This window comes from Streptomyces sp. NBC_01268 (assembly GCF_036240795.1).
GTDB lineage: Bacteria > Actinomycetota > Actinomycetes > Streptomycetales > Streptomycetaceae > Streptomyces.
Map to the genome: position 1 here is coordinate 8,474,746 of NZ_CP108454.1, position 12,690 is coordinate 8,487,435.

A 12,690-nucleotide genomic window follows, 5' to 3' on the forward strand; every position below is an offset into this window, starting at 1 on the left:
GGCCTCCAGGCCGGGTCGCCCCTGTGCTGATCACCTGCGTCAGCCAAGCCGCTCCCGCCGGCAGATATCGCTGTTTTCAGGATTTCTGCCACAAACGAGTGCCCTATCAGCTAACAGGTGACACCCCGTCCCGTCGTTCTCAGCCGCCGTCTTCCCGCCCGCCTGTCGTCAGCATGCTCCTAAGAACCTCGACGGGCACGTCCGCCCACCGGGCCACCTCCTCCCATGGCACCCCGCCGTTCACCGCCGCCACCGCGGTCCGCTTCCAGGCCGCCTCGATCAGACCGGCGCAGTGACCGAGACCGCGCAGCAGTTGCTGGGCTACATCGGCGGTCGGCCCGCTCTGCACACGGCGCAGCTGAAGCAACTGTTCCTCAGCACTGTCGACGAGACTGCCGATCCGCGCCCGCTGCTCGGGCGGCACCACCGCCCGCCACATCGTCCCCGAGCCCGGCGCCCGCTTCTCCTTGCCCAGCACCCGAAGCTGCCCGGCCATGGTCACCGGCTGATGCTCCTGGCGCACCCACCACGGATCGTCCGCGTACCCCGGCGGGCTGCCGGTTCCGCGGCGCCGACGGATGACGCCGCCCATCCACGCGATCAACGGACCGCCATGATCCGTCGCCGCCAACGGACCAAGCCACGCGCGCCCGACCCCCTCCCCGAGCCGGCGGCAGAACATCCCGTCAGCGGGCAGCGCCCGCGGCCGCCCCGCACCACTGTCCACCCACACCAGCTCAGACATGCCCGGATCCAGCAGAGCGTCCGCGACCGCCACCACCTCAGGGAAGACGACCGCATCCCGCCCCACAACCCGCCACCACTCCAGATCACCACCCGCATCCCCGCCCGCGACCTGGTGCAGCCGCCGCGGCCAGACCGTCTCCTGCTCCCAGCCATACGCCTGATCCCACCACCGTGCCACCACCGCCCATGCCAGAGCGAACACCCGCTCCGGCTCGGCCCCGGCCCGTACGGCCCGCCGCGCCACCCCCCTCCACCGACGCTGCGCCGCGACCACCTCCGGCAGTTGCCGCACGTCCAGGTACTCACGAGGCTGGTCGGCGTCCGCGTCCAAAAGCCACCGCCCATGCCGCACGCACACCCGATCCCACCGAGGGGCGTACCGCATCGTCCGGAAAGCTGTCCCCGTGCGCCGGGCCGCGCACAACCGACAGCCAAACGCCACCGGCCCAGCAACAACGCCGCCAACCCGCCACGCCGCCGCTGGCACTCCATCCCCCTCGGCCGGCAGCTCGCCGTCCTGCCCCGCCCAGGACGGCAGCGCACGCGCCAGCACGTCCTCGTCGACGCCGCACAGATCTGCCAGGAGCTGACGCCCGGTTGCGTTCAGCAGCACTTCGGCGTCAGCCCGACAGGCGCCGCCATCGTGATTGGGCTGATGGTTGTGCCAGTGCCAGCAGGACCGCAAAGCCTTCGCTTCCAGCCCGTAGCAGCTCGCGATGCGGCAGATCAGCGACGAGGCCGTCTCCCCCTGCAGGGGAGCGGTCCGCAGGAGGCCAAGGTGATGGAACACTCCACCACAGTGCCGTGTTCGCAGCCCCGGACGGGCACGTTCGCAACGGATGCCTAGAAGATCAAACGAACCGGATGAGGAGCCGTGAACGACGTCGTGGCGGAGCTCCCGCCACCGCACGCGGCACGGGACCCCCATGTCCAAGGCCCTACAACGCTGCGGTTGGTCACTAGACAGTTCGCGGTGCCCCAAGAAATCCGCTGACACCCCTCGCTCGGTTCCCTGTATGACTGGCGTGGAGAGCCAGACAAGGGAGGCAGCCGTGGGGAAGGCGTCGTCGCGGAAGCGGGCAACGAAGGCAGGCGGTACCCGGGATCACACAGTGCCGCAGATGTACCTGAAGCACTTCGCTCAGCACGTCGCAAGCCGCAAGTACGAGTTGAACGTGCGGCGGCTCGACAAGATCGATGAGCCATTTCCCGTGACGCCCCCCGGCATCGCCGCCGAGACCGGCTACTACTGGGGGATCAGTGCTGAAGGGGTCCCGCACCACGCTGTCGAGGAACTGTTCACCTCCCTCGAGGGACAAGCCGAAACAGTGCTGAAGGTCCTTCTGAACGACCCGGACTGGGCGTTCACGCCGCGCTGGCCGTTGAGCCCGGACCAGCGCCATGTCCTCGCATGGTGGATGGCTGCTCAGATCTTGCGCACGACGCGCCAACGAAAACGGCTTACCCACCAGCAGGCCGAAGCGCCGGATATCACCAGCCTCCCGCAGGGAGTGCACACGCTCGCACAGAACAACTCCCACCTGCGCTACATCGTCGAGAACATCGCCACGCTGGCGCTTCGCCTGGAAGCACGTCCGTGGGCGCTGGGCTTCAGCGACATGTGTCTGCTAACCAGCGATACGCCAGTCGCCATATGGAACCGCCCCGACGACGAAGACCAACTGCGTGCTGCAGCAATGAGCGACATCCTGCTCCCGCTGGACCCTCACCGCTTTCTGTTTCTACCCAGCCCCGCTACCCGGGGCACCGACCGGCATAAGCACGTAGACCACCTGATGCACGCCGAGGGCGCCACCGGCTTCGCACTTGTGGAGGTGGCGTACGACGTAGCTGACCAGTTCGTGATCCACCACCCGCAGCACGATCCCTGGAAGCATTGGAAGCCGAACAGCCCAAGTCAGCCCAAGCCTTGGGAGGGGCAGACACATTCCGCTCCTCAGTACATCTTGAAGTACGCCGCTTTCCCGCCCAGCCTGAACATCGAACGTCGCTGGACCGTGGAGCATCCACCGCCTCGTTCCCCAGACACGGCCCATGCCTGACCCGCGAGACGCTGCCAACTATCTGGCCCGAGCAGTCCGGCGTGCCTGAGTGACGGCCGGGGGACGTAGAAGGTGCACGTGCTGCGCGTTAGCCTCTCGGCATGGATCCTCGAGCGCCCTTCCACCCAGGCGATGGCCGTCAGCGCTATGCGGGCCCTGCTGTCGTTGTCATGCCTGACGGTCGCGAAGTCGCGGTCACCGCGTCCCTCGTTCTGCGCTACGACCCGCTCCGGAGCGACAACCGCGAGTCGGACCGGGACAGCACCTGGGCTGGCAGCATCACACTGGCAGATCCGGGAAGCCGCGTTGACCTCTTCGACGCGGACCCGGGAGTGCTCCGCTTGCCCGATGGGCGTGAGAGCGAGTTCATGGCGACAAGCGGCCATTCTGAAGTCGGCGTTGCAGGGCTTGGTCCAGCGCCCTTCGCTTCGCAGTGAAGTCTGTTCCCCACAGCCCGCTGCCCCGGGCAGATGAAGAGGGTGTTCACCGGCCTGAGCACCGCCCTGGACGCAGGGTGCGCCGGTTTCGCCCAGGACGACGCGGAGCTGGCTGAGGAGTGCGCGACCGCGCAGGCGCTCCTGGCGGAGCTGGGGGACAGGGTGTGCCGGACCGTGCCCGCGCAGGGTGCCGGTGTGAGTGCCGAGGCGATCGTCGCGGCGATCCGGGCGGACCCCGCCGTGGCCCGCGCGGCCGCCGCAGCCCTCGCCGCAGACGCCTGAACGTCTCCCGGCGGCCGTGCGCGTACCGCAGCCGTAGCACCGTATTCGCTTTCCGCATCGGATCACGCTGCCCGCTTCTAGCACTGGCCGCCCTCGCGTGGGTCTTCGCGGAACACGTCCGCGCCAGCCGTCTCATGGGCCTGTGCGAGCTCGCCGTGCGTGGGCTGCCCCGTCGCCGCATTCCCGCCCGCCTGAGGGGGCTGCTACGGCAGTCTGTACGCAGGAAGCGACACCTGGAGCGTGATGTGGCCCCTGCACTGAACCTGATCTGTGATGGATGCCGAAAGCCCATCGCCGACGACGACGGATACCTCTGGGTGGACACGACGGAGGTCCGTCGCACCGAAGAGTCCGTGCGCGCATGGGAGTCCGAGCGAACGGACGCCGATGGATCCCTCTCCTTCAGCGGGGGCGACATCTTCGACTACCCCGAGAAGGTGCGCTGGCAGGCACACCACGCTCGCTGTGATCCGGCACCAGGCGCGGGCGCCTACGACATCCCCGCGGCCAAGATCCGGTCGTGGGAGCAACTCCTGGACTGGACGGCCCACCTCATGGAGAAGGCGTGGCTGCCGCAGACGGACTGGGACGACTGCCTTCGCGGTGTCCACCAAGGTGGTGGCCGTCTCGTGCTGGCGGTAGAGGCCGGTGCCCCGATTTCCTGATGGGATGTCGGTGCCCTCTGCGAGGATCGACGGATGGCCGACAGCAGGGATCGCTCGCTTCTTCGACGGGCGGTGCGCGACGTCGTCGCTCTGCTCGGAGGGCACTCACACCCCAGACTGAACGCGGCCTTCGCGGAGCTGGGCATGCCAGAAGTTCCTGAGGAGGGAACCAAGGCAGAGCGGTTGGAGCGGAGCTTCGCGCAGGTGACCGACAGCGATCTCCCGCTCGTGGCGACCCGTATCTTGGCCGCAGGTCAGGGGAGTCGTCCGCAGAGATTCCGGATTGAGGATGCGCTCTGGGCGGAGTCCTCGCCGCCGGAGATACCCGCGAGGATCCGGCGCGAGTTGGCCAGGCACCTGGACCTGGACGTGATGACGCCCAGCGAGAGCCGGTTCATGGCGATGCTGGGCCAGTACTGGGTGCTCGGCAGCGAGCTGAGCCCCGTCCTGGATGCGTTCTTCGGCTCTCAGGGCCCCAGCATCAAGGGGGACATCGAGCAGCACGTCTTCCGGAACCCGGGGGACTGGACGACCGAGGACCTCTTCGAGCACCTGGGCGCCTTCGAGGCTGGCGACGCCAGGTTCGCCCGGTTCCTCGAAGCGATCGTCTCCGCCGACGTCCTCCTCGACGAATCCGCACAACGGCGCCTCGTGGACACGATCAACGAACACGTCCGCAGTGCAGCCATTGAACTGAGGGAAACGGGGACTGAAGGCGGCTACCCGCGCTTCACCCTGGTCTCCACCCGCCTCGGCGGAAACGGGAAGCCGAAGAACATCATCTTCGCGTCCCTCACCAAGCCCGACATCCGCTTCAAGAACGCCATGGACAACGACATCGAGATCGTCGGCGACCCGGACAACCAACTGGTCTACGACCGCCCGACACCCGATCACGGCCTCCGCTGGCGCGACCTCCAGGCCTGGTGGCAGGACACGCAGAAGATCCAAAACGACGCCGAGGCCAAGGCCTCCCTCTACAAGCGACTCCACCGCTGCCTGCCCGAGAACTCGCCGGGCCAACGCAACCTCTTCGGCGCCTACCACCATGTCCTCGGCGACAGGGTCCACGACCTGCCCGTGCTGCTCCCCGAGGTGTGGCTCCACTGGGACCCCCGCACGGTCCGCGAACGCGGCCCTCAGGCCCTCCTCCGCTCCCGCATGGACTTCCTGCTCTTGCTTCCGTACGGACAGCGCATCGTTCTGGAAGTCGACGGATCCCAGCACTACACCCGCGACGAAGGCCGGCGCCCCGACACCGCGAAGTACGCGGAGATGGTGGCCGCCGACCGCGACCTCAAGCTCAGGAAGTACGAGGTCTTCCGGTTCGGCCACGACGAACTTGAAGAAGCCCGTGACGCCCAAGCCCTCATGGAACAGTTCCTGCCAGCACTGTTCCAGCGCTTCGAGATCAGCGCTGGAACAGCCTGACGAGATCACTCCGCAGCGACGCTCACGGACCACTGGGTGCCGTCGCCAGCAGTGCCGGGGGCCAGCCTGAGGCCCTGGCCTGCTGCGGCCTGAAGCCGGGCTTCAGCGGCGAGCTCCGCCTCGGTGAACCTGACCTCTCCGGCCTGCCTGAGAGAGATCCTCAGCACGGCCCGCAGCGTGACAGGGTCTTCGAGCGAAGGGGTCTCCTGCTCGTCCAGCGGCACCCACGCCCCGGTCGCGGACGGCGCCGTCCCAAGGGCAGACCGAGCGTTGTCGAAGGCTGCTCCGGCGCCGCTGATGATGCGTTCGGCAAGCTCCATTGTGAGGAGGGCGACGAGCTCGGTGTCCGCCGCTCCAGGTTCTACCTCGCCCAGGCTGGCGAGGTGCATCGCCAGGTTCTCCCGCGCCTTCTCATCGGAGTGACCGAGGAAGTTGCGCCACCGGTTGAGCAAAAGGAAGAAAGACTCGTTCTCCAACGACCAGGCGAACGCGGGCGCCTTCGGGACGAGCACCTTCACGGCGTCAAGGAAGGCGTCCCTGTGCTGGTTGAAGGAGTTCCCCCCGGCAGTCACACCGGCCCTGATGAGGGTCCAGTTGATGTAGCCCTCGACAGCGGCCTGAGCCAGCACGATGACCTGGCCGACCGCCTCGCGCTCGCGGGCACGGCGCTCGGATCCGGTTTGTTCGGCCTGGGCCTGCTTCGCGTACTGCTTCGCCTGCCGCGCCGCGCGGAGGGCCTGGCTGAAGAAGACCTGGGAGAAGTCGAAGTCGCGTGGCGAAGTCGGATTGGCAGCTACGGGTATCGACGGGGAGTTGGCCATGTGGGCGGTCCTCACGTTGGCGTAGTCGGTTGGAGGAGACCGTAGCGGCTGCCCTGGTTGTGGCGCTCCCGGCTGCCTGGGGCCTGGCCGGGCGCGGTGATGACACGATCGAGGGTTCCTTCCTTGTCTCTTTCCCGACCACACGCCCGGACACGGCCCTGCACGGGGCCAATGGCGGCTGTTCCTGGCGGGAGGGAAGGAGCCCGGTCGCACCGGCGCTAGTGACGCGCCCGTAGCAGCCAGGAAGGCCCACCTTCGACCGCGTCCGTGGGTGGGACGGGCGCCGCCGGCCCGGCCTCGGCGTGGACCAGGAGCCGCTCCACCAGGCCGTGAGGGCCGGACCGCTGCGTGCCCTGCGCGTACGCGAGTGCGCTGCCGGGTCGTCCTCGTCCGATGCCTGCGGCGGCCGTCCCTGCGTGGTGAGTTGCTGCTCACCACGGGGTGGTGGTGAGCGGGCGGTCTGTGAGGCTCACAGACCGTTTTCCCTGGTGGAGGGGTGGTCTGTGAGGCTGTGAGGTGTTAGTCGGCGTGGGTGTCCGCGGGCACGGTGCCCGTGCCGTCGCAGGCGTCGCACGGGATCACGGCGGGGTCCTGGCACAGGGGGCCAGGGCACTTGTGAGTGACTGGGGCGACTGGGATTCGCGGTGGGTTATCTGTACGTACCTGGGTGCGTGTGACCGGCCTGTGGCTGGTCGTTCTTCGTCACCGTATGTGGTTCCCGCATCTCTAGGGCGATCGCTCTCCAGTGCTTGCGTTTTCCGCATACGTACGCGCAGTCCGGAGGCTATGACTGTTTGCGTTTTCTGCATACGCGGCCTAATACCTCTGATACTTGCGTGTCTGCCCGTTCTGGCCTGTTGCTGCTCCCGCTGCCTGCCTGTGTGGGGCCAGCCGGCGTCGGCGGCGTGCTCGTCGAGGCCGGTCACAACCCTGCGCCCCGGCCTCCAGCCGTCCCGGTCCTCTGCTGCGGCTGGCGCCGTTCCGGTGACGGCCGCTTTTCCTCGGCTTCCGTTTTGCTCGTTCGTCTGGGGCCTTGGGGGTACCTGGTCAGCGGCTGCGGGCCGGCTGAGGGTGTCGGTCGCGGCCTGGCGCTGGGCCACCGCCTCCGGCGTCGCCCCACCCGCCGATGCGGGCACCCGCCTGAGGTCCCGGGCCGTCGTGGAGGCCGCCGACGCGGAAGCGGTCCGCGCCGCGCGGACCGACCGGAGCGTCCTGGGCGGCCGACCGCCTCACCGAAGCGCTTGGGCAGCCCCGCCGCTTCCGTCCGCACGTCACCGCCTCCGCGACGCCGCGCCGTCGATCCGGTGCTGGAGTGACACCCCGCCGACGGGATCCGCTGCACCGCTTACGGGGTGTCGTAGACCTGCAGCATCGGGATCTCGCGGATTGTGTGCTGGGCACTCGGTGGCCGCAGCGTCTGGGTGCTGATGACCTGAGTGCCGGTGACGTGGGCGGCTTCGGCCAGCTCTGTAAGCGCCTGGTGCACCACGCCGCTGGCGATGCCTTGTTGGTAGGGGTTGTCGAGCAGGAGCAGGCCGGGGAAGGCACATTCCTCGTCAAGGTCCGAGTTGAGAAAGAGGGTGGCGTAGCTGTAGGCCAGGAAGAAGAGAACCTTCGCCTCTGCGCCCAGCCCTTGATCCCACGGCTTTGAGCCGACGTAGAAGGTCAGGTCGGTGTCCCTGATCGAGACTTGTCCGGCCACCCACAGCGTGTCCATATAGCGGGCAAGAAAGCCGTTCATGCGCTCGGCGAAGATGAAACAGCGGTCCATGGGACTCAGCCCGGGCGCCGTTGAGTTTGCCTGTTCCTTCTCGATCCGTTCAACCAGCAGCTGCGCGGAGAGCACGCTGCGATGCGCATCGGTACGCCGTTGGAAGATCTCCTCCATCGCGGGGAAGGCCGTCAGCTTGTGTTCCAGCTGAGCGATCTGCGCGGCGAGACCTTCCAGCGTGGCCATGAAGGGAGCGAGCTCCGCCGCGCGGCGCTGGTTGAGCTGTTGGGCCAGCTGAGCCTGCCGCGCATGCAACTGCTGCTGATGGGCTCGCGCGGAATCCAGGTCGCCCCGTGAGCGCGCGATGACGTCATCGAGATCGTCCAGCTCTGACTTCAGGGACCTGATCTCCACCTGGGCTCTGCGTTGACGCTTGTCGTCGTCCACGGGCTGGAAACAGAGGTAGCAGGCATCCTCGTCGTGGTCACGGTGCGGGTCGACGTTCTGCTCGCACGCGGGGCACAGCCGGACCGGGAGCGTGTCGAACACCTCGATGGATGTCGCCAGGCGCTCCATGCGGCTTACCTCCGCGGTGACCGTTCGAGCCGAGCGCTGGTGCTCCTCAAGAAGCTGCCCGAGATTGGTCACCTCCTCGGTGGCTCGACGGAGGCGGTTGGTGATGTCGCTGTACACGTCCGTCAGCGAGGGGTCGTACCCGGCAGGGGAGCCGGCCGAGGGGCTCCCGTCGGTGAGGCCCTGAATCTCTTCCGTCAGGAGCCGGCGCCGCTCGTACACAGCATCAAGTTCGCGACGGAGCTCCCTCCGGGCGCCCGCAACCTCCTCAACGGAGCGGACGAGGGGGAGATCCAGGTTCTGGGAGATCGCTGTGACGGCCTGGAGCGTGCTTTCGCGAACCTCTCGGTCGACGGCCTCGGCTTCGTTCAGGCGCCGCTTCGCTCGGGCGAGATCGAAGTCCCTGTTCGCTTGAGCAGTCCGAGACCGGACGAAGCCCAAGAGCTGGCTGACTACGGCTCGCCGCGTGAACTCCTGCTCTTTGTCGGCGAAGCTGGTCCAGGAGTCCTCGTTCCGATAGAAGTGTCGCAGGGTGTTGCGGAAGGACAGAGGGGTCTGCTCGGTGGCTGAGGTCGGATGGAGACCCTTGGGGATGAGCAGGTTGGGCCAGCCCAGCTCGTTCAGGATCCAGTCGGAGAAGTCGGATGCTGCGATCTCGTCACCGTTGATGCCGATCTTGCCCATCCGCCCATGAGTGAAGTACCTCGTGAGTTTGTACGGCCGACCATCGACCCGGAGATCCGTACTGACCTCGACGTGCTCACTGGCGACGGCGGCCTTGAGTGCATCGGCTGGGCTTCCCCGGTCGCCCAGGCAGTAGTCGATCACTTTGAGGGTCGTAGTCTTTGAGCTGTTCCGGACACCGGTGAGGATGTTGAGTTTGCCCGACTCGAAGGCGTACTCGTCCAGCTCGCCGCTGTGATGGACCAAGGAGACCTTGTCGATCCGCAGGCCGCGCTCGGATGTACGGGGCTCACTCATGGTCGAATCTCCTGATGAAACGTCGCGTTGCCGACCTCGTCCGGGAACAGGTCGTAGATGAGGTCCTTCAAGTCGGTGCCCGACATCGTCGCCAGGTTGCCCTGCATGGCTTCACAGCGGCGTACCAGGGGCCCGAATTGATCCATCGCCGCGAAGCGCGCTGCTGCGGCCTTGCCAGCCGCAGTGAGCTTCACGCGCTCGGGGGTATAGGACACGGTGATGGAGACCAGACCGCGAGCGGAGAGGAAGGACAGGAACTGGCGGTACCGGTGATCCCAGGGACCGTATCGGTAGCGCACCATCGGCGCCTCGATCTCGGCAGCGTCCGAGGCGACGTACCTGCCCTGCCAGTCATTCATCCCTGGCAGGGCAGCGTGGGCTCGCTCAAGGAACCCCGGGTAGCGCAGAAAGAAGTCGAGCTTCGCGAACTTCGTCCGCCCCGCGATGTACGGACCGGGGCTCTCTCCGCACAGGTGGATGAGAAGCAGCAGCCGGGAGGCGTGGAAGTCGACCGAATCATCGGGGTCCCAGGCCCTGTGGGCGGGCGGCACGGCCTGCCTGCCGATCTTAGGAGGCATCTTCGTACCTGTTCTGGCAGCGCGCAGTAATGTCACTCAGCACTGCCACGGCCTGGCTGAAGTCCACTTCCCCGGACTGCACCTCGGGAAGCTGGAGGATCGCCTCCAGGATGGCTGCGTATGCCAGCTGACCAGTTGCGATGGAGCCGCCACGCCTTCGGGCCGAGGCCAGCTGACAGATGGCATATACCTTGTCTGCGAAGGCGGCAATGCGTTGACGGCCCAGTCCTACGGTGCTGCGCTGGGCCTGGCGGAAGGCGAGCATCGACTCATGCTGACGCTCGGCTTCGGCTTCAAGTACGCCGGCGGGACGAAGCTTCTGTTGGAGGGTCATCAGGCGCTCGGTGGAGCCGTCACTGCGCAAGCCTGTGACCTTGCGAATACAGCCGTCCAGGATGGCTCGGAAGTCCTCAGCGGTGTGACTTCGCGGACGTAGCTCGGCTGCGCTTCGCGCGATGTACTGGGCCAGGCCGCTCAGCACCTCGTCGACCTCAGTCACCAAGGGTTCCTGCCCAAGGTAGTCCTTGATCAGCGGAACCAAGCGCCGGTGGGCCTCGCTCTCGACGTGCTCCGTAGTCCGGGCTGTGATCAGGACATCCAGGCGATCGACGCACCATCCGACGTCCCGGCCGTCACGCAGGCTCAGCCCCGAGAGCTTCCCGACCACTTTGGTGTGGGTCGCACTGCTCACCGGCTCACGCTTGCCGCCGCGCTCGCAGGCGAAGGGGTACAGGTCCGCAAAGGGGGTCTCGTTAACTATGAGGGTGAACCGCGTGCCCTCAGGGAGTGGCTTCCCCATGAACAGCTTGCCGAGGTAGCTCGACTCCGCTGTTCTGTTCGCTTCTTTCTTGGACATGTCGGGACGGCAGACGTCGGCGATGCTGTGGCGCTTTCCGGGACCCTCTACCGTCTTCACCTGACGATAGACAGGCACGTCTCCGCGAAGGCAGAGGATGTCTTCCAGATCCTCCCAGGAGACTTCCGTCCAGTGGCCATCCAGCATGTCGAGGCAGTCCAGTAGCGTGACCGCGTCCTGGTAGAGGAAGCCGCGCCGACTTCGGCGCCCTCCATCAGCAGGTGCAAGCGTCACCGGCGCTCCTGCTGCGTCGCCGACTGGACATAACCGCGACAGCGGTACTGGTTCCTATTCGCACAGTGCCCCCCAACGGCGTGTGGAGAGTGCAGTAGATCACCCAGTGGATACGGATCGCAACGGTCCGTTCGGATAGATCGGAAGGTGTGAAGTGCCCAGAACTGCGCACCCTTGAGCCCCTTCAGCTCGGCCACGTGCTCCCAGCATCCGCCCCGCCCGAGTTGCGCGCCGTCGTTCCGAAAGGGCCGCCCCGAAGATGGATCTTTGCTCGGCGCCTACGACCAGGCAGCGACTTCCTCGATGGTGTCCGCGATTAGTACGGGCAGGTGCTCCATGGCCCGTTCCAGAATCTTCTCGATGGGCACCGCGTGTCGGCTGCCGTCCACGTTGATGTGGTTCGCCCACTGGGCGGGCTGGTAGCGAGCGAGCATTGACAGCGCGTACAGCACCGCCCACCACGCCATCAGCGGGTGGAGTTCACGTGGCAGGTCCGCGACGGTGGGGAGGAAATAGCAATGCCCGGCGTAGCTTCGAGTCATCCCGGACAGGCGTTCCAGACGCTCCTCTTTGGTGCCTGCCCCTGCTGGCATCTTCCAGTGCATGTAGAGCCAGCCGGCGTTCGGGTGGTGACGCACGTAATCTGGCTCGGCATTGGCTCCCGTCCGGCGACGGGCGAACTCCTCGTACCCAGCGGTGCCGGGGTAGCTCTGCAGGAACTCATCCAGTGCCGCGCGACTGCCGTCGTCCATGACGCGGTCCAAGATGTCGCCGACGTGCAGGGTGAGCAGCGGGTGAAAGTCAGTGCCGTCGATTGAGTCCGCGCCGGCGTAGAGGGGCGTGAACCGCTCCCGGCCTGTCAGCGGGTACTGCAAATTGGCAGGGAGCGTGTCCCAGACTTCTTCCAACCGCACGACCGTGTCGTTGCCCCAGACCGGTGACCGCAGCAGCTCGCTCAGCCGTACGAAACTCCCAGCAGTGCCAGCAGGATCCGTGCGGATCTCGATGTCGGCGAAGTCCAGGTGATAGCCCGAGGCATGGATGCCGTGCGAGATCAGGTTCCAGTCCTCGCCCTTGAGGTCGACGGCCGCGGCCGCGATTGCTCTGCCAGCCTGACTCAGGCCGTAGAACACCAGCAGGGGGCGGGTTTGCGGACCCACGCCCTCAGCCGCCCTGAACATCTGCTGCGCCTGCTCCAGCGCCGTGGAGTACGTCTTGGCCCGCGCCCCACCGCTTGCTCTACCGGGCCGGCTGGAACGGCTGGCCCGCAGCCTCTCCCAAGCCTCAAGTGGATCGATCCGCATGTACATG

10 protein-coding genes are annotated in these 12,690 nt (G+C 66.8%); 4 read left to right on the forward strand and 6 right to left on the reverse strand.

What is annotated here, in order from left to right; all coding sequences use genetic code 11:
- Positions 1-139 precede the first annotated feature (139 nt).
- Complete coding sequence (locus tag OG309_RS37960; RefSeq protein ID WP_329417112.1) at positions 140-1,537, reverse strand: DNA-binding protein; 1,398 nt, start codon at positions 1,535-1,537, stop codon at positions 140-142.
- Between the two features lie 226 nt (positions 1,538-1,763).
- On the opposite strand from OG309_RS37960, the gene OG309_RS37965 reads away from it, so the two are divergent.
- The 4 genes from OG309_RS37965 (at position 1,764) to OG309_RS37980 (ending at position 5,625) form a co-directional block, all read left to right on the forward strand.
- Entirely contained in the window at positions 1,764-2,810 is a 1,047-nt protein-coding gene (locus tag OG309_RS37965; protein ID WP_329428050.1) for a DUF4238 domain-containing protein, read from the forward strand.
- 470 nt (positions 2,811-3,280) lie between these two features.
- On the forward strand, positions 3,281-3,529 hold the full coding sequence (locus OG309_RS37970; protein WP_329417107.1) for a hypothetical protein: 249 nt from the start codon (positions 3,281-3,283) through the stop codon (positions 3,527-3,529).
- Positions 3,530-3,774: 245 nt separating this feature from the next.
- Positions 3,775-4,194 carry a hypothetical protein gene (locus tag OG309_RS37975; RefSeq protein WP_329417105.1) on the forward strand — a complete coding sequence of 140 codons (420 nt, stop codon included), beginning with the start codon at positions 3,775-3,777 and terminating at the stop codon, positions 4,192-4,194.
- 33 nt (positions 4,195-4,227) lie between these two features.
- On the forward strand, positions 4,228-5,625 hold the full coding sequence (locus tag OG309_RS37980; RefSeq protein WP_329417102.1) for a hypothetical protein: 1,398 nt from the start codon (positions 4,228-4,230) through the stop codon (positions 5,623-5,625).
- Between the two features lie 5 nt (positions 5,626-5,630).
- On the opposite strand, the gene OG309_RS37985 is transcribed toward OG309_RS37980, so the two are convergent.
- The 5 genes from OG309_RS37985 to OG309_RS38005 form a co-directional block, all read right to left on the reverse strand.
- On the reverse strand, positions 5,631-6,446 hold the full coding sequence (locus tag OG309_RS37985; protein WP_329417101.1) for a hypothetical protein: 816 nt from the start codon (positions 6,444-6,446) through the stop codon (positions 5,631-5,633).
- Between the two features lie 1,345 nt (positions 6,447-7,791).
- Positions 7,792-9,711 carry a hypothetical protein gene (locus OG309_RS37990; RefSeq protein ID WP_329417100.1) on the reverse strand — a complete coding sequence of 640 codons (1,920 nt, stop codon included), beginning with the start codon at positions 9,709-9,711 and terminating at the stop codon, positions 7,792-7,794.
- Complete coding sequence (locus OG309_RS37995) at positions 9,708-10,289, reverse strand: hypothetical protein (RefSeq protein ID WP_329417099.1); 582 nt, start codon at positions 10,287-10,289, stop codon at positions 9,708-9,710. The genes OG309_RS37990 and OG309_RS37995 overlap by 4 nt, the downstream gene beginning before the upstream one ends.
- A complete protein-coding gene (locus tag OG309_RS38000) occupies positions 10,279-11,379 on the reverse strand; it encodes a dsDNA nuclease domain-containing protein (RefSeq protein WP_329417098.1) in 1,101 nt (366 codons plus the stop codon). Before OG309_RS38000 ends, OG309_RS37995 begins: the two co-directional genes overlap by 11 nt.
- A gap of 278 nt (positions 11,380-11,657) precedes the next feature.
- Positions 11,658-12,689 (reverse strand): YaaC family protein, encoded by a 1,032-nt coding sequence (locus OG309_RS38005; protein WP_329417095.1) that lies wholly within the window; start codon positions 12,687-12,689, stop codon positions 11,658-11,660.
- Position 12,690: the final 1 nt, after the last annotated feature.

Excerpts from the sequence above, each read along its gene's own strand:
- OG309_RS37965 (WP_329428050.1), top strand. The coding sequence starts at position 1,764 with ATGACTGGCGTGGAGAGCCAGACAAGGGAGGCAGCCGTGGGGAAGGCG.
- OG309_RS37970 (WP_329417107.1), top strand. The coding sequence starts at position 3,281 with ATGAAGAGGGTGTTCACCGGCCTGAGCACCGCCCTGGACGCAGGGTGC.
- OG309_RS37980 (WP_329417102.1), top strand. The coding sequence starts at position 4,228 with ATGGCCGACAGCAGGGATCGCTCGCTTCTTCGACGGGCGGTGCGCGAC.
- OG309_RS37985 (WP_329417101.1), bottom strand. The coding sequence starts at position 6,446 with ATGGCCAACTCCCCGTCGATACCCGTAGCTGCCAATCCGACTTCGCCA.
- OG309_RS37990 (WP_329417100.1), bottom strand. The coding sequence starts at position 9,711 with ATGAGTGAGCCCCGTACATCCGAGCGCGGCCTGCGGATCGACAAGGTC.
- OG309_RS37995 (WP_329417099.1), bottom strand. The coding sequence starts at position 10,289 with ATGCCTCCTAAGATCGGCAGGCAGGCCGTGCCGCCCGCCCACAGGGCC.
- OG309_RS38005 (WP_329417095.1), bottom strand. The coding sequence starts at position 12,689 with ATGTACATGCGGATCGATCCACTTGAGGCTTGGGAGAGGCTGCGGGCC.